We start from the raw sequence: 23,780 nt of genomic DNA on the forward strand, positions 1-23,780 counted from the left end.
CGCACAGCAGTGCGCCCCGACCCCAACCCCCTCACCCCATTCCTGCCATGCCTTCCACCAAAGCCACCATGACAGAACTGCTGACCCAGCCAGGTTGCGAGCACAACCACAAGAAAAATGGCAAGGGCCACAACAAGGTGTGCCAGCAGCAGGCCAAGCCTGGGGCCGCCCAGGGGGGCTGCGCCTTTGATGGGGCCAGCATTGCCCTGGTGCCGATCACCGATGTCGCCCATCTGGTGCACGGCCCGATCGCCTGTGCGGGCAACTCCTGGGGTGGACGGGGCAGTCTGTCGTCGGGCGACACGCTCTACAAAATGGGCTTCACCACTGACCTGAGCGAAAACGACATTATCTTTGGCGGCGAGAAGAAACTCTACAAAGCCATTCAGGATGTGCAGGAGCGCTACAGCCCCGCCGCCGTGTTTGTCTATTCCACCTGCGTGACGGCGCTGATTGGTGATGACCTGGAGGCCGTGTGCAAGACGGCGACGGAGAACTTTGGTCTGCCCGTGGTGCCGATTCAATCCCCCGGCTTTGTGGGCAGCAAGAACCTGGGCAACCGCCTGGCGGGGGAAGCCCTGCTAGAGCATGTGATCGGCACCGCAGAGCCCGAGACCACCACCCCCTACGACATCAACCTGATCGGCGAGTACAACATCGCCGGGGAACTGTGGGGCGTGCTGCCCCTGTTTGAGAAGGTGGGGATTCGGGTGCTCTCCAAGATCACCGGCGATGCCCGCTACCAGGAGGTGGCCTACGCCCACCGGGCCAAGCTCAACGTGATGATCTGTTCCAAGGCGCTGATCAACCTGGCCCACAAAATGCAGGATCGCTACGGCATTCCCTATATAGAAGAGTCGTTCTACGGGGTGGCGGATATGAACCACTGCCTGCGGGCGATCGCCGCCAAAATCGGCGACGAAGCCATGCAGGCCCGCGTGGAAGTCGTGATCGCTGAAGAAACCGCCAAGTTAAACGAGCAACTCGCTCCCTACCGGGAAAGACTGCTGGGCAAGCGCGTCGTCCTCTACACCGGCGGCGTCAAATCCTGGTCGATCATCTCCGCCGCCCAAGACCTGGGCATCAAAGTCGTCGCCACCAGCAGCAAAAAGAGCACCGAAGAAGACAAAGCCCGAATCAAAACCCTGCTCGGTCAGGACGGCATCATGCTGGAAAAAGGCGGAGCCGCCGAACTGCTGAAGGTGATTGAGAAAACCAACGCCGACATGCTGATCGCCGGGGGCCGCAACCAGTACACCGCCCTCAAGGCCCGGATTCCCTTTTTGCACATCAACCAGGAACGCCACAACCCCTACTCTGGCTACGGCGGCCTGCTGGAGATGGCGAAGGAGCTGGATGAGAGTTTGCACAGCCCGGTGTGGGCGGAGGTGAGAAGGGAAGCGCCCTGGGAAGGTGAAGGGGTGAAGAGTGAAGGAGTGAAGGGTGAAGGAGATGAACACTCCCCCCACCTCTTTACCTCTTTACCCCTTCACTCACCCACCCATCCACCCTCCCACCCATCCACCAAAATCATCGCCCGCCGCAAGGCCGTGGCCGTCAACCCGCTGAAGCAGAGCCAGCCCCTGGGGGCGGCGCTAGCCTTCCTGGGCATTCAGGGCGCTATGCCCCTGTTCCACGGCTCCCAGGGTTGTACGGCCTTTGCCAAGGTGATGCTGGTCAACCACTTCCAGGAAGCCATTCCTCTGGCAACCACGGCGATGAGCGAGGTGAGCACCGTGCTGGGGGGCGACGACAATGTTCACGGCGGTCTGCTGACGGTGATCAAAAACTCCCAACCGGAACTGGTGGGGCTGTTCACCACGGGCCTGACGGAAACGCGGGGCGACGATATGCAGGGCATTCTGCGCGACTTCCACCAGGCGAATCCTGACGTCACGGTGCCCATTGTGTTTGCCTCCACCCCCGACTACAAGGGCAGTTTGGAGGATGGCTTTGCGGCAGCGGTGGAAAGCCTGGTGCAGACTATGCCTGAATTCGGTGAGATCAATCCTAAACAGGTCACCCTGCTGCCCAGTGCCGCCTTCGGCCCTGGGGATGTGGCAGAGCTGAAGGAGATGGTCGAGGCCTTTGGGCTGAGCGCGATCGCAGTTCCCGACCTCTCCACCTCGCTGGATGGCCACCTGGAGGATGCCGACTTTGCTACCACCGCGACGGGCGGCACCACCGTCGCCGAACTCAAGGCGGTAGGGCGATCGGCCCTCACCCTGGCCCTTGGGGGCAGCATGGCCGGGGCGGCGAAGATTTTGACGGAGCGCTTCGGCACCCCCGCCCAGACCTTCACCCAGCTCAGTGGCCTGGGTGCGGTGGATGAGTTCCTAAACGCCCTCGCCCAGCTCAGCGGCCAGCCCGTGCCCGCCAAGTACCTGCGCCAGCGCCGCCAGGTGCAGGATGCCATGCTCGATACCCACTTCTTCTTTGGCCGCAAAAAGGTGGCGATCGCCCTGGAGCCCGACCTGCTGCACAACATCGCCTGGTGGCTGCACAGCACGGGGGCCGAAATCCAGGCCGCCGTCACCGCCTCCCCTTCGCCCCTGCTGAAGGATCTGCCCATCGAGCAGGTCTACATCGGCGACTTTGAAGACCTGGAGGACCTGGGGGGCAGCGCCGATCTGTGGATCACCAACTCCAAGGCCCGGCCCATCGCCCGCCGCCTCGGCATTCCCCTCTACCTGCACGGCTTCCCCATGCTGGAACACCTGGGCAACGGCCACCGCTGCACCGTCGGCTATCGCGGCACCCTGGATCTGCTGTTTGCGATCGGCAACATTTTGCTGGAAGCCGACGAAGAACGCACCCACGCGCTGGTGCATCAGTGGCGGGAGGGGAGTGGATGAGTGGATGGGTGGATGAGTGGGCGAGTGGATGGGTGGGCGGGTGAATGAACTAATAGATGTCTGTTTACCCCTCTCCCTTTCACCCTTTACCCCTTCACCCTTTACCCCTTCACCCATCTACCCATCCACCCATCTACCCATCCACCCATCTACCCATCCACCCATCTACCCACCCACCCATCTACCCATCTACCCATCTACTCCCAAAAAAGGAGACTTGCCATGAAAATAGCCTTTGCGACTAAGGACAACGTTCACATCAACGCCCACTTTGGCTGGGCCAGCAAAATCGACGTCTACGAGCTCACCCTCGACGGCTACACCTTCCTCGAAACCCTCACCTTTGGCGGCGAGCTGAAGGAGGACGGCAACGAGGACAAGCTGGAGCCGAAGCTGAAGGCGCTGGCGGGCTGCACCATCGTCTACGTGGCCGACATCGGCGGCAGTGCGGCGGCCCGGTTGATCAACCACCGCATCACCCCGATGAAGTCCAACTCCGAGGAGGACGAAATCGAGGCGATGCTGGCCCAGTTGGTGCAGACCCTCCAGGGCAGCCCGCCGCCCTGGCTGCGCAAGGCCCTGGGCCAAAAGACCACCCCCAACTTTGCCGATGCCTACCTTGAAACCGAAGAGGAAGTCACCCTATGACCACCGCCGAAACCGCCGTCGCCTTCGACTCTGCCCTCGTAGTCGATAACTCCCCCTTTCTAAAGGCCATGGTGCAGCAGATTCGCGCCAACGACCCCTACGGCACCTTCCGCCACTGGGCCGATGAGCTGCTGCTGAAGCCCTACGTGCTGAGCAAAGCCCAAAAGCGCGAAATCTCCGTTGAGGGCGAGGTAGACCCGATCACCCAGAGCCGGATTATGGCCTTTTATCGGGCGATCGCCTACCGCATTGAGGCCGAAACCGGCCAGCTCTCCCAGGTGGTGGTAGACCTCAGCCACGAGGGCTTTGGCTGGGCACTGATCTTCTCGGGGCGGCTGATTTTGGTCAGCCAAACCCTGCGCGATGCCCAGCGCTTTGGCTTCGATTCCCTGGAAAAGCTCAGCGCCGAAGGGGAAAAACTCGTCGCCAAGGGCATCGACCTGGCCCGCCAATACCCCGCCGTCTGCGACCTGTAAGGCCATGACTCCAACCACCGATCCGATCGCCACCGATCCCATCACCATCGATGCCCTCAAAGGCCAGATCAAAAAGCTCAACAGCAAAGCTGGCCAGCTCAAAATGGACCTCCACGACATTGCCGAAGGACTGCCCGCCGACCTGGATTTGTTACCCGATATAGCGGCCCGCACCCACGAGATTTACTGCCAACTCCGCGACCTCAGAGCACAGTTAACCACCCTGGAGCAAGCCCCATGAAATCCACCATCACTGCCTTCAATCAAATCACCCAGGCCGAAGACTACTTTGCCTTTTTTGGCCTGCCCTACGACCCCCAGTTTCTCAACGTTAACCGTTTGCACATTCTGCAAAAGTTCTCACGCTTGATGAAAGAAAAGGGCGTTGATGCCCCAGACATGGATGATCCTGCCACCTTTAACCAATACCGAGAACTGCTGCAAGAGGCCTACAGCCTATTCCAATCATCGTCGCCCCAGGCCCAAAAGTTGTTCAAGGTGTTCAACCAAAAGCCCAGCAACGTGGTGCTGATGTCTGACATCGAAGTGGAGTAACTTCTGCATCCCCTCCCAATTCCCCGCAGACCCACCCCTAGCCCCTCCAAGGAGGGGAGCCGGAAATCCCCATTAACCCTGCCAGGGCAGACACGTGGGTCTGCCCCTACGGCAAAACCCATCCACCCATCCACCCTCCCACCCATCCACCCATCCACCCTCCCACCCATCCACCCATCCACCCATCCACCCTCCCACCCATCCACCCATCCACCCTCCCACTCCCCATGCCCCTCTCCCCCACAGAACTCGATCGCTACCGCCGCCAAATGCAGCTGCCCGGCTTCGGCCCGGCGGCGCAGGAACGGCTAAAGGCGACCACCGCCCTGGTGACGGGGGTGGGTGGACTGGGGGGCACCGCCGCGCTGTACCTGGCGGCGGCAGGGGTGGGGCGGCTGATCCTGGTGCGGGGGGGCGATCTCCAGCGGGACGACATGAACCGCCAGGTGCTGATGACGGACGATTGGGTGGGCAAGCCCAGGGTATTTAAGGCCCAGCAGACCCTAGCCGCCTTCAATCCTGACATTGAAATCGAAGCAGTGTGCGACTACGTCACCGCCGAGAACATCGATGCCCTGGTGCAGCAGGCGGATATTGCCCTAGATTGCGCCTTTGACTTCAAAGAGCGGGATTTGCTCAATGCTGCCTGTGTGCGCTGGGGCAAGCCCATGGTCGAAGCCGCCATGAATGCCATGGAGGCCTACCTGATCACGGTGATTCCGGGCGAAACGGCCTGCCTGTCGTGCCTGTTTCCTGAAAAGCCGGAGTGGGACCGCTGGGGCTTTGGGGTGCTGGGGGCGGTGTCGGGGACGCTGGCCTGTCTGGCGGCCCTGGAGGCGATCAAGGTGGTTACCGGGCTGGGTGAACCGCTGCTGGGGCAGCTCCTCACCATGGACCTGGCCCGGGCGGAGTTTGCCAAACGCCGCGCCTACCACGACCCGGATTGCCCGGTGTGCGGTGGGGTGAAGGGGAGGGGCGATCGCGCTGTTCCTCTAGCAATGGCGAGGAGGTAACCCATGACCTTTCTACGTGACCCGCCCCAAACCCGTTGGTAGGCAATACCTATCCAGCCATCTCAAGGTGACCCAACTATTCCCAAAACACCTATGGGCTATGGGTCTCCGGCCACAACCGCCAGGGAGTGAACTCCCTGGCTAACCGCAAAAGTCTGCTAAAGCAGACTGGGGAGTGCGGCTCCCAATCCTCTTTAGAGGATTTTGGCTTTGAGCCTTGGACTTTCAGTCCAAGACTCCCGGTTGGAAACCGGAGAGCCCCAATCCCCAATCCAAAATTCCCCCCGACCCACCCCTGCCCCTCCCAGGAGGGAGCCGGACAATCCCAAATCCCCCTACCCATCCACCCCCATGACCATCACCATTACCGAACTGGCTGAACTGCGCCTGCGTACCTTTGTGCGCGGCACCCCCGACTACACCCCCAGCCGGGGCGTGCGCCTGGCGGTGAAAGATGGCGGCTGCAACGGCTACGAGTACGACATCAAAATCGCCAACGCCCCCAAGGACGACGACGAAATTGTGGAGGCGGGCAGCCTCAGGGTTTTCATTGACCCCAAGAGTGCCCCGCTGCTGGAGGGCATTGTGGTGGACTACGTTGAAAGCTTGCTAGAAAGCGGTTTTAAGTTCACCAACCCCAACGCCACCGACACCTGCGGCTGCGGCAAGTCGTTCCAAACCGCAGGCGATTGCAGCCCCGCCGGCGTCCCCTGTTCATAATCCCGATCCTCTTTCCTAAAAAGGAGCCCCACCATGACTACCTATCAGGTTCGACTGATCAACAAAAAGCGCAATATCGACATCACCATTCCGGTGGATGAGGACACCTACATCATCGATGCGGCGGAGGAAAACGACATTGATCTGCCCTTCTCCTGCCGGTCGGGGGCTTGCTCTAGCTGCGTTGGAAAATTAGTAGAGGGTGAGGTCAACCAGGAGGATCAATCTTTTCTGGATGACGAGCAGATCGCCAAGGGATTTATTGTGCTGTGTTCGTCCTACCCGCGATCGGATTGCACGATTAAGACCCACATGGAAGCCTATTTGATTTGAGTAAATGGCCCCAGCCCGTAGGGTGCGTCATCACCTGCTGTGACGCACCAAGGTGAACTTTCCTTGGAGTTGCGTCATGTTTAATCGGTTTACAGTTTCAGGAGCGGCTTTACAGGTTCTAAACGTGGGCGATCGCGGCACCATTGCCCGGTTCACCCAGGCCGATCCCGTTATCCTTTCCCACCTGCAATCTTTGGGGTTAGACCGGGGTAAGGCGATCGCCGTCACCCAGCGCCATCCCAATTTTATGGTCAGCACCGAGGACGGCCATTTGACCCTGCCGCCATCATTGGTCAGCGCGATCTATGTGCGATTGGCAGGCCCTAGCTGAAAGAACCCACCCCTGCCCCTCCCAGGAGGGGATAGACCCACCCCTGCCCCTCCCAACCCCTGCCCCTCCCAGGAGGGGATAGACCCACCCCTGCCCCTCCCAGGAGGGGATACTGACCTCCTACCCCACACCCTTTCCCAGGAGTAAACCCATGGCCAGCATTGGACTTTTCTACGGCAGCACCTCCGGCGTCACTGAAGAAATCGCGGAAAAAATTCGGGATGCGATCGGTGAGGACAACTGCGATCTCTACAGCATGGAGGCCGACTACGACGATGTGGACGACCTGCTGAAGTATGACTACCTAATTTTGGGCTGCCCCACCTGGGGCGCGGGCGAGTTGCAAAACGACTGGCGCGAACCCATGTTTGACATGGAGATGGACAAGCCCGACTTTTCTGGCAAAACCATTGCCCTGTTTGGCCCCGGCGACTGCGAAGGGCACAGCAAGCACTTTGTCGGTGCCCTGGGCCTGATGTACGACCAGTTCAAAGCCCTGGGAGCCACCCTGGTAGGGGCAGTTTCTGCGGAGGATTATACCTTTGAAAAATCCACCGCCATCCGCGACGGCAAGTTTGTCGGTCTGCCCCTGGATGAGGTGAACGAAAGCGACAAAACCGACGATCGCATTGCCAACTGGCTGGAGATTTTGAAGGCGGACTTTCCGGCGATCGCCTAACCCACCCATCCCAGCCTCCTCGCGGTGCATTGCTTCGCGTTGGCGGAGCCTCGCCCCAGCGTTATGCACCCTACGGCACCAACCTATCTCATCTACCCCTTCACCCATCCACCCATCCACCCTTACAGGAGGTGATGCCCTTGCAGTAACCGATCGCTGCCAAACCAAAAGACCATTAGGAGGGTCTTTTTATCCACAAAATTGTCCGTTTCAAGGAGACCGTATTATGGCTACCGCTAAAGACATCATGACTGATGACGTTGCCACGATTAAAGGATCGGCAACTGTAGCAGAAGCTGTACAACTGATGAAATTCAAGAAGCTCCATTCCTTAATCGTGGAGCGTCGTAGCCCCGACGATGCCTACGGCATTGTCACCGACACCGACATTGTCAACAAAGTCGTGGCCTACGGCAAAGACCCCAAAACGGTGAAGGTCTACGAAATTATGACCAAGCCCTGCCTGGTGGTAAACCCCGATCTGGGGGTTGAGTACGTGGCCCGCCTGTTCGCCCACTTCGGCATCGATCGCGCCCCCGTCATCCAAAGCGAGCTACTCGGCATCATTTCCGACACCGACATTCTGCTCAAGGGCGACTTTGTCGAAAATCCCCGCGTGCCCCTGCTGCAAAAAGCCCTCCAGGCCGAAGTCGCCCACGCTCGGGGCGTCTCCGCCGCCAAAGGCCCCTACTCCGCCGCTGGCAAAGCCGCCTGGGAAGCCGTCGCTGAGCTAGAAGCCGAACTCGCCTTCTGCCAGGGGCAAGCCCCAACCCAAACCGCCGTCGAGGAAACCGCCCCCGCCACCCCGGCCCTGGCGTAACCCCCTCTCCCCGTTCCTCCCACCCCCCAGGAACGGGGAACCCCCCCCATACGGGCGCACCGCCGTGCGCCCCTACCCCCCCACCCTCCACCCTTCACCCTCCCACCCATCCACCCTCCCACCCATCCACCCTCCCACCCCTCCACCCATCCACCCTCCACCCTCCCACCCCCCTCACCCCCCATGCCCATCGCCCACGACATCACCGACCTCATTGGCCGTACCCCCCTGGTGCAGCTCAACCGCATTCCCCAGGCCGAGGGCTGTCTGGCCCGCATTGTGCTGAAGCTGGAGAGCATGAATCCGGCGGCATCGGTCAAAGATCGCATTGGCCTGAACATGATTCGATCGGCGGAGGCCGCCGGGGCGATCGCCCCCGGCAGGACGGTGCTGATTGAGCCCACCTCAGGCAATACCGGCATTGCCCTGGCCATGGTCGCCGCCGCCAAGGGCTATCGACTGATTCTCACCATGCCCGAAACCATGAGCCTGGAGCGGCGGGCCATGCTCAACGCCTACGGGGCAGAATTGGTGCTCACCCCAGGGCCAAAGGGCATGGCGGGAGCGATCCAGCGGGCGGGGGAACTGGCGCAGCTAATTCCCCATGGGTTTATGCTGCAACAGTTTGAGAACCCGGCCAACCCCGAAATTCACCGCCAGACTACTGCTGAAGAAATCTGGGCCGACAGCGAGGGCGCGGTCGATATTGTGGTCGCTGGGGTGGGCACGGGGGGCACCATTACCGGCATTGCCGAGGTGCTCAAGCCCCGCAAACCCGGCCTCCAGATCGTGGCACTGGAGCCCGAGGCCAGCCCGGTGCTGTCCGGCGGTAGCTCCGGGCCGCACAAGATTCAGGGCATTGGGGCGGGGTTTGTGCCCCCGGTGCTGCGCACCGACCTGCTCGACGAGGTGATTACCGTGGCCGATGGGGATGCGATCGCCTACAGTCGTCGCCTGGCCCGGGAAGAAGGCTTGCTGTCGGGCATTTCCGCCGGGGCTGCCCTGGTCGCCGCCATCCGGGTGGGCCAACGGCCCGACAACGCCGGTAAGCTGATCGTCGCCATTCAGCCCAGCTACGGCGAACGCTACCTCAGCACCGTGCTCTTCAAAGACCTGGAACCCCCAGCCCCCTCGCTGCTGGCGGAGCTAGATCCTGCAACCCTGCAACCCGTGTAGGAGACGCTGCCATGCCCCCGGTCACTGCCCCAATTCCGGCCCTCTCCTGGTACCAGGTGCCCCCAGACCTCAAGGGGCTGCTGCTAACGGCGGCAGCGGCCTGGCCGGACGATGCCGAGGGCGATCGCTGCATGGCCCTAGCCCTGGCCCACCCCCAGGCCTCTCTGGCGGTGTGGATCAGCGCCTACCGCTATTTCTTCTACCGCCACAACGACGCCATGGCAAAGCAGATGGCGGAGCAGGTGATCCAGCGGGTGGAGCAGGACGAGCAGTTGCCCAGCCATTGGGCGGTGCTCCAGCCCATTTTGCGGCGGCGGCGGCTGGAAGCCCCCATTCGCCTGTACCTGACCGCCTCGGCGGCCCTGGGGTTGCTGCTGGCCCGGCTGGGAGATCTGGAGGGGGCGAAGGCGATCGCCAGCCGCCTCCAGTCCATTGACGACGACAACGAGTTTGGGGCTAGCCTGATCCTCAGCATTCTCACCCCCCCAGCGGATACCGAGGAGGCGGACGATGATTGACCTGATTCACCAGGACTGGTTTGTGACCGCCGAGGGCCAGTGCCAGCCCCGCCCCATCGCCCGCCCCTGGGAACTGCTGCAAGACCACTACTACCTACACCAGTTCCTCAGCGACATTGTGCAGTTGCTCTCGAATGCCGCCACCGAAACCGACCAGTGGGACTACCTGCCCCAAATTCGCCAGCGGGTGCGGCAGCTGATGCTCAACTCCTACTGGCTGACCACCCAGCGGGCCGAGCCCGACCCCAAAACCGGGGCGGCGGTACTCACCCTCTACGACGAAATTGGCTACCCCCTCACCGTACAGACCGTCACCACCAACCCCGGCGTGACCACGCCAATCCACAACCACGGCACCTGGGGAGTGGTGGCCCTGCTGGAGGGGCAAGAGCGCCACACCCTCTGGCGCCAACAGGCAAACCCCGATCGCCTGGAGCGAGTCGGGCACCACACCCTGCGCAGCGGCGAAATTATCAGCTTTTGTCCCGAAGCGATTCACCAGGTGGAAACCATCGGCCCAACTCCGGCCCTGACGTTTCAACTCTATGGCGATACGCAGCCCCAGGCCCGCTACCAGTTTGAGCCCGATCCGTTTCTTGCCAAGCCGTTCTAGGAGGTCGCCCCATGGCCACCATCACGTTTTACGAAAAGCCCGGTTGCATCAACAACACCCGCCAAAAGCGGTTGCTAGAGGCCGCCGGGCACCGGGTGAATGCCCACAACCTGCTGCTGGAGCCCTGGACCTGCGATCGCCTCCGTCCCTTCTTTGCTGGGTTGCCGGTGCCCCAGTGGTTCAACACCACCGCCCCGGCTATCACCACGGGCCTGGTGGTGCCCACCCAGCTCGATGCCGAGATGGCCCTGGAGCTGATGGTGCTCGACCCCTGGCTGATTCGCCGCCCGCTGCTAGAGGTGGAGGGCGACTGCCGGGTCGGCTTCGACCCCGATGCGATCGATCGCTGGATTGGCCTGACCGATGCTCCCCCCACCCCGGATCTCGAAACCTGCCCTCGCTTAACTACTCTACGGAGGGGCTAGCCCAGCCCAACCCCCATGTGTGATTTTTTAAATCGCTGGCCCGTATCCAATCTTCCCCCGTCAGCGGAGGCCGCGATGCACTTTGACACCCGATGGCAGCAGTACTACCAGGCCGTGGAGGGCCGCCCACCCCGCCCCACCCTGATTCGAGCGCTAGAACAGGTCGCCCAGGATGCCGATCCGCTGCCCCAGTTCGCCGTGGATCTGGGCTGCGGCGATGGTCGCGACACCGTGGCTCTGCTGCGGGAGGGCTGGCGGGTGCTGGCCATCGACGGCGAACCGGAGGCGATCGCCCGGCTGCGCCAGCGGGATGACTGGGTGGGCAAAGCCTGGCCCAAGGCCAACCGCACCTACCTCGAAACCCGCGTCCAGCGGTTTGAAGACCTCACCTTGCCGCCCGACCTCAGTCTGATCAACGCCAGCTTTTGCCTGCCCTTCTGCCCCCCCGGTCACTTTGCCCATCTGTGGGAAGAGATTGTGGTGGCCCTGGCCCCCGGCGGGCGCTTCTGCGGCCAGCTCTTTGGCGATCAAGATTCCTGGGCGGTCTACGCCGACATCAACAGCCACAGCCGCCCCCAGGTGAACCAACTGCTGGACCCCTTTGTGGTGGAATGGCTGGACGAAGAAAACCACCCCGGCAAAACCGCCCTGGGGGAAGATAAGCACTGGCACGTCTTTAATATTGTGGCCCGCAAGCGGTAGCTGTGCGGGCCACGGCAATGCTGGGGGTGTCGCCCGGTGGATGGCGATCGCCTAAACAGCAGAGGCATGGACTACGACCTGTATGCCACCGAAGACGAGATGGGCGATCGCCTCAGCCAGGAAGTTGTCGCGATCGCCAATCCTAATTACAGCTTGTACCCCGCCCTCCGTCGCTATGATGGTCAATAGCACGTTGCCAAACCCATGACCCTTGCCAACAGCCCTTCCTCCATTCGCGTCGAAACTGGCCACGGCGACATCCGCACCATTCAGACGGGGCGCACCTGGGCGCAGTTTAAGCACCTGCAACAGGGCTTTGAAAACACCCGTGGGCTCAGACTCTTTTACTACAACGGCACCATCGAGATCCTTATGCCCGGCGAGGCTCACGAACTCTTTAAAAGCGTGATTGGCTTTTTGATTGAGACGTTCTTGTTCAGTCGCAGCATTGAATTCAAGCCCACCGGCTCCATGACCCAGGAAAAAGAAGGCATTGCCGCCGCCGAAGCCGACGAGTCGTACGAGATTGACGGCTACCGGCTGTCGGTAGAAGTCAACTTTACCAGCGGCGATGCCGCCAAACTAGAGCGCTACCAAGCCCTGGGCGTCGATGAAGTCTGGATGTGGGAAGATGGCTGCCTGGTGGTTTACCACCGCCAGAGTGGCCCTAGCGCCGAGGATCAGTACGAAGTCATCGCTCGCAGCGGCATTCCAGCCCTGGCCGAAATCGACCTCAGCCTGCTATCAACCTGCATTCTGCTCGGAGAAACCTCCCGCATTCAAGCCGCTCAACGGCTGCTAGCCGCCCACCCGGCTAAGCCTGAAGACAATTCTGTCAACAAAAATATCTAAGAAACTTTGTTTCCTCCTGAGGGCGCAGGTCCTGCGCCCCTACGTGGGTGGCATTTCTTTCCCGAGAATCTCCTGGGTAAACCTCACCCATCCACCCGCCTACCCACCTACCCATCCACTCCCCTCCATTCCCAAATTCGCCGCCAAAAACGCCCACTTGTCCGACACCTCCTCGATCACCTTCGCCGTCGGCTTGCCCGCTCCGTGGCCCGCCTTCGTCTCAATGCGAATGAGGACCGGAGCCTCGCCGCCGTGGGCTGCTTGCAGCGCCGCCGCGAACTTAAAGCTGTGGGCGGGCACCACCCGGTCGTCGTGGTCTGCCGTGGTGATCATCGTCGCCGGGTAGGCGGTGCCAGGCTTGAGATTGTGCAGGGGCGAATAGCCGTAGAGCACCTTAAACTCCTCCTCGTTTTGGGGCGAGCCATAGTCCGACTCCCAGGCCCAGCCGATGGTGAACTGGTTAAACCGCAGCATGTCCATCACCCCCACCGCAGGCAGGGCCGCCGCGAAGAGATCGGGGCGCTGGGTCATGCAGGCCCCAACGAGCAGGCCGCCGTTGCTGCCGCCTGCGATCGCCAGCTTCTCTGCCGAGGTATACCCCTCGGCGATCAACCACGCCGCCGCCGCGATAAAGTCGTCGAACACATTCTGCTTGTTGAGCTTGGTGCCGGCCTGGTGCCAGTCTTCGCCGTACTCGCCGCCGCCGCGCAGGTTGGGTATGGCGTACACCCCGCCCATCTCCATCCACACCAGGTTGCTGACCGAAAACGACGGCGTCAGCGAAACGCCAAAGCCGCCATAGCCGTAGAGCAGGGTCGGGTTCTGCCCGTCCAGCGCCATCCCTTTTTTGTGGGTGATGAACATGGGGATGCGGGTGCCGTCTTTGCTGGTGTAGAACACCTGGGTGGTGGTGTAGGCGTTGGGGTCGAAGTCCACCTGGGGCTGGCGGTAGAGGGTGCTAACGCCGGTCACCATGTCGTAGTGGTAGATGGTGGGGGGCACCGTAAAGCTGGTAAAGCTGTAGAAGGTTTCGGTGTCTTCGGGTTTGCCGTCAAAGCCCCCCGCCGAGCCAATGCCGGGCAGCTCTACCTCGCGCACCGGCTCCCCCGTCAGCGAGTAGATGCGAATGGTGGTGTAGGCATCCTTGAGGTAATGGGCCACAAACTGGTGGTTGAGAATGCCCACCCCCTCCAGGGTGTCGTCGCCTTCGGGGATGATCTCCTGCCAGTGGGCGCGATCGCTCTGGGTGATGTCGATCGCGATCAGCCGCCCCTTCGGTGCCTTTAGATCTGTCGTAAACCAGAATAGTTGCTCGTCGTTGTCGACAAAGCTGTAGCTGGCCTCAAACTCTGAGATCAGCTCCACCACCGAGCTGTCGGGGTCGCTCAGGTCTTTGTAGAACACCAGGTTGTTGGGGTCAGTGCCCTTCCACACCGAAATAATCAGGTACCGCCCGTCCTCGGTGACGCCGCCGCCAAAGCCCCACTCTTTCTGGTCTGGGCGCTCGTAGACCAGCACATCCTCGCTCTGGGGGGTGCCCAGGCGGTGATAGTAGAGCTTCTGGTAGTAGTTGACCGCCTCCAGCTTGGTGGTTTCGTCCGGCTCGTCGTAGCGGCTGTAAAAAAAGCCCCGGTGGTCGTGGCTCCAGGAGGCCCCGGAGAACTTCACCCACTTCAGCCGGTCATCGGTGTCTTCGCCGGTCTCAATGTCGCGCACGTGCCACTCCACCCAGTCGGAGCCGCCGCTGGACAGGCCGTAGGCCAGGTAGGCCCCGTTCTCGCTCACCGCCATACCGCTGAGGGAAACGGTGCCATCTTCTGACAGGGTGTTGGGGTCGAGCAAGACTCGTGGCTCAGCCTCCAGGCTGGGCAGGGTGTAGAGCACACTCTGGTTTTGCAGCCCGTCGTTTTTGAAGTAAAAGTAGCGTCCGCCGCGCTTGAAGGGGGTGCTGTAGCGTTCGTAGTTCCAGATCTGCGTCAGGCGATCGTTGATCTCCCGCCGCTGGGCCAGGGTTTGCAGATAGCCATCGGTGACGGTGTTCTGCGCCGCGATCCACTCCTGACTGGCGGAGGACTGGGGGTCTTCCAGCCAGCGGTAGGGGTCAGGCACCGCCACGCCATGAAAGGTATCGACCTGGTCGTGCTGGGGGCTGGGGGGGTAGGCAAAGGTGGAAGAGGTCATAGGCCTTTGAAGGAACTGAGGCTAACAGTACTCATCCTAAAGGGGACAGCCCATCCTGGCATTAAGCCGTTCAAGGGGGTAACCCGTGGGCATCTGAATACAAAAGACACAGGCCTTCGCTATGCTTTAGCAATAAAAGCCTTTGCCTGGAACTCAAAAAAGAATGAGCAACTCCAGCGGGAGCAGGTATCACCTTTGAAGAAATTGTTCTTAACAGTCAGTTGGGCAACGAACTAAATATCTTTGACTAGATATCTTTGATCACCCCAACCAGGAGCAATATCCGGGGCAAAAAATCTCAGTTGTCTTAGTAGAAGGTTACGCTTACTTAGTTCCCGTTGTTAAAGGTAAGGAGAAAATTTTACTTAAAAAAATTATTCCTAGTCGCAAAGCTAAGAAGCAGTATATAGATGAAAGCGACGAGTAACTTGGATGCCGAAGAACAAGACGTTTTGAATGCATTTGAAGCTGGCAGGCTGCGGCGATCAGACAATGCTGAAAAAGAGCTGGGATCACATCAGGCGATCGCGACAGCCACGGTTAAAAAGGATGCTCGAATTAATATTCGCCTGTCTTCGAAAGACCTGAGAGCCCTCCAGGCGCGGGCCCTTAGAGAAGACATACCTTATCAGACATTGATGTCTAGCATTCTGCACAAATTTGTGGATGGTCAATTAGTTGAAAAACAATAGCGCGGATATCAGGCAAACCTAAATACAGGACTGGTCTTTTTTCTACTCCCTCCACTCGCCAGCGTAGGCGCAGCAGTCCTTTCTGGCTCAACACCGAAACGGTGCCCTTGTGAGATTTTGTGATCCTGCCCGTCATGGTGGGTACCTGCCCGGAGCGTCTAACACCCTTTACAGGCATAGTACTGATGCATCATGACAACCTTCAAAACACTTAACCACAAGGGTTTCCGAGAGTGCCCAAGAGTGCCCAAACGAGTGCCCAAAGTGCCCAAAAACGCCTAAATCGATCTAAAGATGGCCAAAATATAAAAACCGCAACAAAGGCTGTATCCCTTGCTGTGTAGTGGTTTGAGGCGTTTTAAGGAATGGAGAATAGGAGATTCGAACTCCTGACCTCTGCGGTGCGATGGTAGATAGCTGAACTCTATTATCTTCGCTGATAAAGGGTTACAGGCTTTATAAAAAAGTCCTCGATCCATTTTCGATCCAAAATTGCTCAATGCTGGCCAGAAACTCACCGCTGGGAGGCAGACCTTGAGGTCAATACCCTTGCCTTGTTGGATCCATAACTTGCATTGGATGCGGTCTTTTCAGCTTAGTTTCCCCACCGAGATGAGTCATGGGGGAGAGGTTATCGCGCTCTCCGCTGATGGAGTTAGGGACAGGCATTGCTAAGCTTTAGGGCATTCCGATGTGATGCCCATGAACCGTCCTATTCGATTAACGAAACCCCCAGATAATATCGTCACGGCGACAATAGGCCTGTTAACTCAGGAGCACGCCGGGCAAATCGACGACATCTGGGCAGGCATTCTGCGGGAGACACAGCAGCCTGACGCGAGTTGGGACTGGGCCTATAAGTTACGACTGGCTGTCAATGATGATCGCTATGAGGCTTACGGCATTGAGTTTGAGGCGCTACTCCAAGGCGTCATCTTGCTCGAAACGCAATGGCACCGTTCCTGGTTGCCACAACGGTTTCCTCTGGTCTACGTCGAATACTTGGCCTCTGCGCCGTGGAATCGCCGGTTACTCGAAGATCCTCCCTATCTAATTGGGGTCGGACGGGCACTCGTACTCTTTGCCCGTCAGCGCAGTGTGGAGTTAGGTTACGGTGGTCGCGTCGGTCTACATGCGCTAACGGGCGCGGAAGCCTTCTATCGACGTTACAATATGCCGGACTACGGCCCTGACCCGGACAAAGACAGATTGGTATACTTCGAGTACGCCGATCTAACGCCCTAACTCATCCAATCGCTTATGAATGATGCAATCTTGGCTGAGCAACTGAGAAAAACGGGCAACCTGATGGACTTGCTCAATGACGAGGCTTGGGTTCGGGAAGCAGATGCCGCTCACACTAATGAGGAAGGGACGGTTGAGGCGGGTCTGGGTCTACTGCCCTATGTAGAGTTCCTCAAGGATGCTTCGCCGGAAGCTCTGCAGCGGCAGCGGTGGTATGTGCGAGTGCTATCCATCTTGTTACCGGAGTTGAAGGGGTGGCTAGAGTCGTGGCAGCTTGGGCGGAGTCTAGAGGCTGTCTACATGGAAGCGCAAAAATGCTTATACGATCACCTTCGGCATCTCACTCCCGAACAAAGGGCCTGGATTGAGATGCTGTTGGCAGAGGGAGAGCAGGTGTCACCCAACGAACAGAAGGTGATTCGGGCTGAAGCGATCGCTGTGCTCGCCCAGATGTTGACTACAGAAGACTGGCAGGCGATCGCGAATGTTGCCTCTCAAAAAATGACGAAAGACATTGTACAAATGGGGCAAGAAGCGGCGGTTCCTACTGTTACTCTCTAAACCTAGGCTATTTATTATGGTTGAGAACGGCATGGTGCTTTCTCATCCCACTTGAATTGGCATAGTTTATTCCCGACCCATGGCTAAAGCTTCTAGTGCGTGAACCAAATCTGTCTAGAGTTATGGCCTCGGAAGATCGGGCGATCGCCCAGGGCAACTAATGATCGCCCAAGCAATCTAAAACTTAAAGGGTGCTCAAATCACTCCGTACAAGCCAGTGTCGTCGGTGCGGGTGCCACCTTCGTTGCGTAAATTGGCCTCGCCGTAAACCAGTGCCGGGGTAATGGTCAGAAATGGGTTGATCAGAATCTCAAAATAGCCCTCAATTAAAACTGGATTGCTAGCGTCACGTGAGTTCGACACTTCACTCGTTGTCGAACTCACGTGACGAGGAATTCTGCGATCGCATTCGCAACACCGACAACCCCGACGAGTGCCCTGTAGTAGCTGACTTCATAGCCTACCTACGGCGCTGGTTAGTGACGGTGACCCGCCTGAATCCCATCCCTTACGACTGCGATTCCTAACAGCTGGTTACCGATTTAGGCAAAAGTCCGCCTGATTAAGGGTCTCGGGATAGAGGTCGGCGAACCATTCCGTAGAGACGGCATTTTCGCTGTCGCTAACTAGGTATTGATTGACCAAGGTGCGCCACTGCGGGTCATTGTTAGGCAGCACTAGCCCATAGAACTCGCAGGTCAAGGGTAGGTCAGGGCTCAAGGCAAACGCCTCAAGGGGCTGCCCTGCCAGCCGCAGGGCAGCGTAGGTCAAAATACCATCGCCGACAAAAGCCTCGATTGCGCCCTGCTGAACCGCCTGGATGGCCTGGTTACGTCCTTCTGGCCCGGAGAAAGGCACCCGTTCAGCATTGGGGTAGGTGGTCTGCACAAACTGTTCGGTGGTGGTGTTGCTGAGTACCCCCAGCCGTACCCCCGCCAGGGGCAGGTTAGGGTTGATCGGTTCTGCCTGACCGGCCAGCGCCAGGAATTGGGCGCTGGCAACGAAGATGGTATTGGAGAAAGCAATCCCCGCCACATCAGAGCGAATGGTGTTGGGGCCGCATTCTAGGTGAACAGTGCCGTCCCTGACCAGGCCAAAGCGGTTGTCCAGGGTGGAGGTGAGTTCTACCACTTGAATAGGTCTATCCAGATCCAGGTGTTCCGTCAGGTAGGTGCCCAGGGAGAGGGCCAGATCGCCGCAGTAGCCATCCCAGGCATCCTCCTGGTTGAGGAAGCCGAAGGGAGCAGCGTCTTTCCTGAGCCCCACCTTGAGCACCCCGGTGCGGGCAATTTCGGCCAGAATGCTTTCATTACGGGGGGCAGGCCGAGGGGCGATCGCGGCTGGGATGACGGGGATAGGCGTTGACCCACCGTAGGCGGCTTCCAGCTGACTGGCTGCCAGATCAGAGATGATATCCACCGCCATGGGCTGCCCTTCGCTGATGAGTTCGCCATAGCGGGCGGTCAGATAGGGCAGAAATTCCTCCTGGTCTCGCAGGTGGGCATTCCAGAATGCCACACTGAGACTTTTGTAGTACCGAGAGCCCAGTTCCCGATGCTCTCCCGCCAGCAGTTTAAAAATGCCTCCAGCTCCATCTCGCCCTGGCTTGGAGGTAAAGTGGGTGCCACCTTCAAACATGGCCAAATATTTTGGTGCGGTCTGCATCCAGACAAAGGGGTGAATCTGCTCTGTCACCACCGTCGAAACAATATCGTTGCCCCCCGCCACCATTAGCAGCGGCACATCAATTTCGCTGAAGCCCTCGGGGCCGTAGAGCCCGCCGCCGACCGTATGGGCCGCAACGACCGCTTTCACTCGGGGATCTTTCAGGTCGTAGTTTTGGGGGGGCAAAAACCGGGCACGACATTCCAGATACAGGGCAAAGTTAAAGATGACGTTCTCCTGATCGCAGTTTTCCACCAGGCGGGCGTAGTTGATTTCGGCCCCCCCCAGGGCCAGAGCAGTGGAGGCCCCCAGCGAATCGCCTACGACACCGATGCGGGTCACATCTGCGATCGCAGCCCACTCTGCCGATTCTGCCGTCAGTTCTTCCAGCCGGTCAATTAAATACGAAATTTCCTGGGGCCGATTAATGAACTCCATGGGGCTGAGCAGGGTATTCAGCCGCCCCTTCAAATAGGTTTGGCGGTAGGCCAGATCGCTGCCCACGTGGTCGGGGAGAATGGCGATAAAACCATAGGAGGCCAGATGTTCTGCCAGGAACGTAAAGCTTTCTTTGACATCCCCAAAGCCGTGGGAAATGATCACGATCGGGGCAGGCTCGCTCAGCCCCGTGGGAATGTAAATATCGGAGTCAAAATCGTAGTTGACGGTCAGCCCCTCGGCGGTTTGTCGCGTGGCGGGGTTGGTGACGGTGATCGTGTCTTTCTGGAAGGCGTAGGGGCCGGGCTGGCTAAGGTCGGGCAATTCGGCCACATCCAGATTCGTTTGGGTAAGGGCTTCCGCCGCCGATTGGGCCTGGATAGCTGCATTGGCGGCCCGGTTGTAGCTGAAGTACAGGGCCAGCTCTCGCCGTAGGGCCAGCAGATCCATCAGGTCAATGTGAATGGACTGGGCCGGAAAAGCACGCAGGGCATCGATCAGAGTCCATCCCTCAGAGTCGGCGTTGGCCGCCGCGTTAATCACCGCTGCCCGCAGGGCAATTTGCCCATTTTGCCCCGGTGTGGTCTGCACAACCTTGCCCAGGTTAAACAGCACATCTCGACCCAGGGGGGAGTAGGCCACGTTATCCACCGTGACCACATCCAGGGGCAGTTTGAAGGAGAGCCCCGTCTGCAACTGACCTAAGAGGGCATCGTTCAGCAGGGCGGTATAGAGCCTTAGACCTGGGGTGATTTCTCCCGTTTCTGCAAAGGTAGCTAGGTCATCTACCGAAACCCTCAACACCAGTGGCCCGGTGGTGGTGATGCGAATATCTTCGGCACCATGGCTAGGACAGGGTTGAATCGCATCGAGCAGCACACCGCCCAAGGCTAGGGTCGCGGCCAGACTGGTTTGCAGAAAGCGGCGGAATCGGGAGGTACGGGCCATGGGTAAGTCAGGGATAGATAGAAACAGCTAGGTAGGAACAGCAACTCTGAAACGTTGAGGGTTGGCTTGAGAACTTCAAACGCAAATTATCCCGCTACAACATCCTCACTCTCAACAGTTGGAGGGACGAGGGGATCGCCCGGAGACCCAGATCCCATCAGTTGAGCTAAAAGCTGGGTTTCGGGGAATGGCTCTAGCAACAAAGTTTTTACCATCACTGTCAACGGTAGGGCCAAGAATGCGCCGATGGGGCCTAAAATCCAGGCCCAAAAGACTACGGCGAGAAAGGTAACAATGGTGGAAAGATCAAGTCCTTTACCCAGGTAGCGGGGGGCAATGGCAATGTCGAAAAAATTGTTAATTAAGGTGTAGCCCACGGCAAAGATGATGGCCTTGGCCCACCCTAAGGTGAGTAACGCAATCAACAGGGGAGGAATTAAGGAAATGTAAAACCCAACATTGGGAATAAAGTTAAACAGGAAGGAAAAAACGCCCCACAAAACCGCAAAATTTATACCCAAAAAGCCCATCAGAAGAATTTGCAAAAGGGCGGTCAAGGCTCCTAGCCAGCTTTTAATCAATAGGTAGGTACTGATGCTGCTAGAGAAGTGGCGAAATCGGGCCAGCATTGGCGGATCGGTGGCGAGTCCGTAGCGCAGGCGGCTGGAGAAGTTGGGAGCGCTGGCCAACATGTAAATGAAAATTAGCAGCGTAAATCCGACATTTGAAACCGTACCCAGCAGTGCCGAAATGAAGTAGAGCAGGGCTTGTAAAATGCGCCCTGGCTGAAACCACTCTAACTCCTTAATATCCTGGGCCTGGATGCCCTTGCCGTCGAGCCATTGGACTAACTCGGTAAGCTGTTGGTCAATCAGGTTTCGATAGGTGGGCAGCTCAGCAGAGAGCTGGGCTAGGGATGCGGCTAGAAAAAGAATTAGCACCAGACCCACGGCAATGACCCCCAACAGCACCAGAGTATAGGCCAGCCAACTGGGTACCCCTCGTGCCTTGAGCCACTGCATCAGAGGACTGGTGATCATCGCTACAAACAGGGACAACAAAATAGGGCTCATCAAATCTGAAACGGCCCTCAACCCCGCCACCACCAGTACCAGACTGGCAAGGCCCAGCAACAGAGTCACAATGCCACGTTTTTCTAAAGATGCAGCCATTCCTGAGCCTCAGCGTTATGGTTGAAATAGTTGATATTGAGCCCCCTATTGGCACTGTCGCCTCCTACTATCACGCTTTGTTATTGTCTGGGCCATTTGGGGGCGGTATGGGGGAGAAGCGATCCCGGAACCGCCATCCCAATAACACGGCTGCCGCGATTAAGCCGCCAGCGATCGCAGGGGCTAGCCAGAAGTGACGGAAGGGCCGCCGTTCAAGCCGGAACTCCCCGGCCAAGATGGTCATCAATCGGGCCTCCAGGCTGGCGTTCCAGAATTTCGTCAGGCCACTAATCTTATCTGCCGGGGTGCCTTCCCGCAGAAATTTGGCCTGTTCGTACATCAAAATCTGCTGGGTCAGGTCGTTTCCCGCTGTCTGGGCCATGGCAATATTGCCACGAGCGCTGACCTCGGCCAAGTCGAGCATGTTAATCAGGGCGCGGGGGTTATCAAATTCAACGGCAGAGCGAATACCAAAGGGCTCCAGCTTCGGGTCAAAGGAGGCCCCCAGGGAATAGTACTGACTGATCAAAACACTGGAGAGCAGATAGGACATCTGGGATGCTCCCAACCTTGCCAATCCCGCATTTTCCTTGTTCTCCATGGCTTCAACAACTCGGTCTCGGGCATCCAGCACCGCCAGGGCCAGAAAGTAATTGACATCTTTCGACTTAAAGTCCTCCGCGACCAGTTCAAAGGCTCCCGCGCCTGATGCGGCCAGGGGTTGAATTGTCAGTGATTCAAAGGCTTTAACCCCGGCAACGGAAGCCGTATTCAGGGTGTTGATAAAGCCAGCCAGTTCTCGCTTTTCCAGGGGCAGACCGGCACTGATACCTCTCAATTGCAGGGCGTCCTGGGCCTCGTTAAGTTGCTGGGCGGCCAGGGTGGGGGCAATGGCCAGATAGAACAGGGCTCGCCGGTACGCCTCACTCTCCGGATCCCGCGCCGCCTCAGTGGTTTTGAGGACTTCTACTTCTTTCTGGGCAAGCTCGCTTAAACCGATGATCACAATCAAATGGCCAAAGGCCCGACTGGCCGTAATTGCATCATTGGGGGTCTTGATTTCGGCGGTTTCCAGGCTCTGTAACAGGGACTCTGTCTCCTGGATCAGGGGATGCCAATTCTTGGTAAGCACAGAAACATCCCATGGGCGATCGTCAAACTCCGCCAGGGCGGTTTGGGTATTCACCAGATTTTGCACCAGGCGCATCTGAACCAGGGCGGTTCTGCCGATTGAGTAGGCTGAGGGCAAATTCCCCTGGTCAACGGCTCGACGGGATGTCGTAAAGCTATCCCGAGCCGCCTGATCAATGGGCTTCAGGTCTGCGGGAATGGACGCGACCGTGAATGCACTGCGCTCTGACTGGTACTGGGCATGGATATCCTCAATCAGGGCTTGAATGGCCTGGACCCCCGCCGTTGACATCTGGGGCGAAACGTCAGCAAAACCCATCGGCAATGGCAAGGGTTTACCTGTCAACAGCTCGTAAGCCTGATACACATCAGCGGCTTCCTGCACCTTAATTCCCAGTTCTGTTTCCAAGTCTCGCAGTTGCGGCGTGAGTTGTCCCGCCGGAATTACCACCCGCCGTTTACTTTGCTCGTGGGCCGCCTGCACCTTGAGGGGAATGCCTCCCACCGGCCCAATGGAGCCATCCGGGTTAATGGTGCCCGTCATGGTGACTTCTGATTTGAGGGAGTCTCCAAGAATCAGCGCCAGAGTAGAGGACGTAAATAGCCCCCCAGCGCTGGGACCATCAATATTGCCTTCGGCATCGAAGGCGAAGCTGTACTGATTCAAATCTTCGCCCAGCAGTAGGCTGCTGTTGGTAATCGCCGTCCAGGCGGAGGAACGCCACTGCTCTCCCGCAACATCCAACTGTGATTCAAAAAAGCTAATGCCCAGGAGGGCTCCCCGCCCAGGTTCCATGGTGATGGTGGTGGGTTTGATGGCACCCGAAGGGGGAGTCGTGCTGCGGAAAACCAGCACATCAGCGGTGACCTCTCGCCGCTGGCAGAACAGGTTGGATAGCCCAAACATCGAGCTTTGTAGGGGCATCCCCGCCATGCCACAGGTTCCTGTAAGGGGCACCTCAACCGTTGCTGCCTGCTGATGGGCCTGCGCCAATTGGGGTGTTAAACCGATGAGGGCAGGTGCGATCGCC

27 protein-coding genes are annotated in these 23,780 nt (G+C 58.8%); 22 read left to right on the plus strand and 5 right to left on the minus strand.

All coding sequences use genetic code 11. The features are described 5' to 3' along the window. The first annotated feature begins 47 nt into the window (after positions 1–47). The 18 genes from NF78_RS28885 (at position 48) to NF78_RS02885 (ending at position 12,716) form a co-directional block, all read left to right on the plus strand. The gene (locus NF78_RS28885) at positions 48–2,855 is read left to right on the plus strand and encodes a bifunctional nitrogenase iron-molybdenum cofactor biosynthesis protein NifEN (protein WP_081972478.1); all 2,808 of its coding nucleotides are present in this window, start codon (positions 48–50) and stop codon (positions 2,853–2,855) included. A 222-nt stretch (positions 2,856–3,077) separates the two neighbouring features. Further along, positions 3,078–3,503, plus strand: coding sequence for a nitrogen fixation protein NifX (gene nifX, locus NF78_RS02810; RefSeq protein ID WP_035984771.1), 426 nt, complete (start codon positions 3,078–3,080; stop codon positions 3,501–3,503). After that, positions 3,500–3,979: a NifX-associated nitrogen fixation protein gene (locus NF78_RS02815; protein ID WP_035984772.1), complete on the plus strand. Its 480-nt coding sequence runs from the start codon at positions 3,500–3,502 to the stop codon at positions 3,977–3,979. Before nifX ends, NF78_RS02815 begins: the two co-directional genes overlap by 4 nt. A gap of 4 nt (positions 3,980–3,983) precedes the next feature. Beyond that, entirely contained in the window at positions 3,984–4,220 is a 237-nt protein-coding gene (locus NF78_RS02820; protein ID WP_052049682.1) for a CCE_0567 family metalloprotein, read from the plus strand. Continuing rightward, complete coding sequence (nifW, locus tag NF78_RS02825; RefSeq protein ID WP_035984776.1) at positions 4,217–4,534, plus strand: nitrogenase-stabilizing/protective protein NifW; 318 nt, start codon at positions 4,217–4,219, stop codon at positions 4,532–4,534. The genes NF78_RS02820 and nifW overlap by 4 nt, the downstream gene beginning before the upstream one ends. Positions 4,535–4,761: 227 nt before the next feature. Continuing rightward, on the plus strand, positions 4,762–5,547 hold the full coding sequence (locus NF78_RS02830) for a HesA/MoeB/ThiF family protein (protein WP_035984778.1): 786 nt from the start codon (positions 4,762–4,764) through the stop codon (positions 5,545–5,547). Between the two features lie 351 nt (positions 5,548–5,898). After that, the gene (locus tag NF78_RS02835; RefSeq protein ID WP_035984780.1) at positions 5,899–6,267 is read left to right on the plus strand and encodes a HesB/IscA family protein; all 369 of its coding nucleotides are present in this window, start codon (positions 5,899–5,901) and stop codon (positions 6,265–6,267) included. A gap of 33 nt (positions 6,268–6,300) precedes the next feature. Beyond that, positions 6,301–6,600: a 2Fe-2S iron-sulfur cluster-binding protein gene (locus tag NF78_RS02840; RefSeq protein WP_035984783.1), complete on the plus strand. Its 300-nt coding sequence runs from the start codon at positions 6,301–6,303 to the stop codon at positions 6,598–6,600. A gap of 76 nt (positions 6,601–6,676) precedes the next feature. Then, on the plus strand, positions 6,677–6,931 hold the full coding sequence (locus NF78_RS02845) for a ferrous iron transport protein A (RefSeq protein WP_035984785.1): 255 nt from the start codon (positions 6,677–6,679) through the stop codon (positions 6,929–6,931). A gap of 151 nt (positions 6,932–7,082) precedes the next feature. After that, a complete protein-coding gene (locus tag NF78_RS02850; protein ID WP_035984787.1) occupies positions 7,083–7,610 on the plus strand; it encodes a flavodoxin in 528 nt (175 codons plus the stop codon). 226 nt (positions 7,611–7,836) lie between these two features. After that, positions 7,837–8,430 (plus strand): CBS domain-containing protein, encoded by a 594-nt coding sequence (locus NF78_RS02855; protein WP_035984788.1) that lies wholly within the window; start codon positions 7,837–7,839, stop codon positions 8,428–8,430. A 183-nt stretch (positions 8,431–8,613) separates the two neighbouring features. Continuing rightward, positions 8,614–9,606, plus strand: coding sequence for a cysteine synthase A (gene cysK, locus NF78_RS02860; RefSeq protein ID WP_035984789.1), 993 nt, complete (start codon positions 8,614–8,616; stop codon positions 9,604–9,606). 11 nt (positions 9,607–9,617) lie between these two features. Then, complete coding sequence (locus tag NF78_RS02865; RefSeq protein ID WP_035984791.1) at positions 9,618–10,124, plus strand: hypothetical protein; 507 nt, start codon at positions 9,618–9,620, stop codon at positions 10,122–10,124. Next, positions 10,117–10,737: a cupin gene (locus tag NF78_RS02870; RefSeq protein WP_035984793.1), complete on the plus strand. Its 621-nt coding sequence runs from the start codon at positions 10,117–10,119 to the stop codon at positions 10,735–10,737. The genes NF78_RS02865 and NF78_RS02870 overlap by 8 nt, the downstream gene beginning before the upstream one ends. 11 nt (positions 10,738–10,748) lie before the next feature. Then, positions 10,749–11,162 carry an ArsC/Spx/MgsR family protein gene (locus NF78_RS02875; protein ID WP_035984795.1) on the plus strand — a complete coding sequence of 138 codons (414 nt, stop codon included), beginning with the start codon at positions 10,749–10,751 and terminating at the stop codon, positions 11,160–11,162. A gap of 75 nt (positions 11,163–11,237) precedes the next feature. Continuing rightward, on the plus strand, positions 11,238–11,864 hold the full coding sequence (locus tag NF78_RS02880) for a class I SAM-dependent methyltransferase (protein WP_035984797.1): 627 nt from the start codon (positions 11,238–11,240) through the stop codon (positions 11,862–11,864). Positions 11,865–11,930: 66 nt separating this feature from the next. Further along, positions 11,931–12,053, plus strand: coding sequence for a hypothetical protein (locus NF78_RS32785; protein WP_263970533.1), 123 nt, complete (start codon positions 11,931–11,933; stop codon positions 12,051–12,053). Between the two features lie 15 nt (positions 12,054–12,068). Then, entirely contained in the window at positions 12,069–12,716 is a 648-nt protein-coding gene (locus tag NF78_RS02885) for a hypothetical protein (protein WP_052049685.1), read from the plus strand. Between the two features lie 99 nt (positions 12,717–12,815). On the opposite strand, the gene NF78_RS02890 is transcribed toward NF78_RS02885, so the two are convergent. Next, positions 12,816–14,897, minus strand: coding sequence for a prolyl oligopeptidase family serine peptidase (locus NF78_RS02890; RefSeq protein WP_035984799.1), 2,082 nt, complete (start codon positions 14,895–14,897; stop codon positions 12,816–12,818). A gap of 410 nt (positions 14,898–15,307) precedes the next feature. Between NF78_RS02890 and NF78_RS02895 the strand changes: the two genes are divergently transcribed. The 3 genes from NF78_RS02895 to NF78_RS02905 all read left to right on the plus strand — a co-directional run bounded on the left by NF78_RS02895 (position 15,308) and on the right by NF78_RS02905 (position 17,395). Next, positions 15,308–15,589: an antitoxin gene (locus NF78_RS02895; RefSeq protein ID WP_035984800.1), complete on the plus strand. Its 282-nt coding sequence runs from the start codon at positions 15,308–15,310 to the stop codon at positions 15,587–15,589. A gap of 702 nt (positions 15,590–16,291) precedes the next feature. Beyond that, a complete protein-coding gene (locus NF78_RS02900) occupies positions 16,292–16,834 on the plus strand; it encodes a hypothetical protein (protein ID WP_035988539.1) in 543 nt (180 codons plus the stop codon). Positions 16,835–16,849: 15 nt separating this feature from the next. Further along, on the plus strand, positions 16,850–17,395 hold the full coding sequence (locus NF78_RS02905) for a hypothetical protein (RefSeq protein ID WP_052049689.1): 546 nt from the start codon (positions 16,850–16,852) through the stop codon (positions 17,393–17,395). A gap of 195 nt (positions 17,396–17,590) precedes the next feature. Here NF78_RS02905 and NF78_RS30745 read toward each other — a convergent pair whose 3' ends face one another. Next, positions 17,591–17,758: a hypothetical protein gene (locus tag NF78_RS30745; RefSeq protein ID WP_156119617.1), complete on the minus strand. Its 168-nt coding sequence runs from the start codon at positions 17,756–17,758 to the stop codon at positions 17,591–17,593. Positions 17,759–17,766: 8 nt separating this feature from the next. Between NF78_RS30745 and NF78_RS30750 the strand changes: the two genes are divergently transcribed. Continuing rightward, the gene (locus tag NF78_RS30750; protein ID WP_156119618.1) at positions 17,767–17,922 is read left to right on the plus strand and encodes a hypothetical protein; all 156 of its coding nucleotides are present in this window, start codon (positions 17,767–17,769) and stop codon (positions 17,920–17,922) included. Positions 17,923–17,929: 7 nt separating this feature from the next. Here NF78_RS30750 and NF78_RS02910 read toward each other — a convergent pair whose 3' ends face one another. From NF78_RS02910 to NF78_RS02920, 3 genes are all read right to left on the minus strand, one after another. Continuing rightward, positions 17,930–20,446, minus strand: a complete 2,517-nt coding sequence (locus NF78_RS02910) for an alpha/beta hydrolase (RefSeq protein ID WP_072015950.1) — start codon at positions 20,444–20,446, stop codon at positions 17,930–17,932. An 86-nt stretch (positions 20,447–20,532) separates the two neighbouring features. Beyond that, a complete protein-coding gene (locus tag NF78_RS02915; protein ID WP_035984802.1) occupies positions 20,533–21,618 on the minus strand; it encodes an AI-2E family transporter in 1,086 nt (361 codons plus the stop codon). Between the two features lie 70 nt (positions 21,619–21,688). After that, entirely contained in the window at positions 21,689–23,707 is a 2,019-nt protein-coding gene (locus NF78_RS02920) for a S16 family serine protease (RefSeq protein WP_197064749.1), read from the minus strand. Positions 23,708–23,780: the final 73 nt, after the last annotated feature.

It is taken from the genome of Leptolyngbya sp. KIOST-1, assembly GCF_000763385.1.
Classification (GTDB): Bacteria; Cyanobacteriota; Cyanobacteriia; order Phormidesmidales; family Phormidesmidaceae; genus Nodosilinea.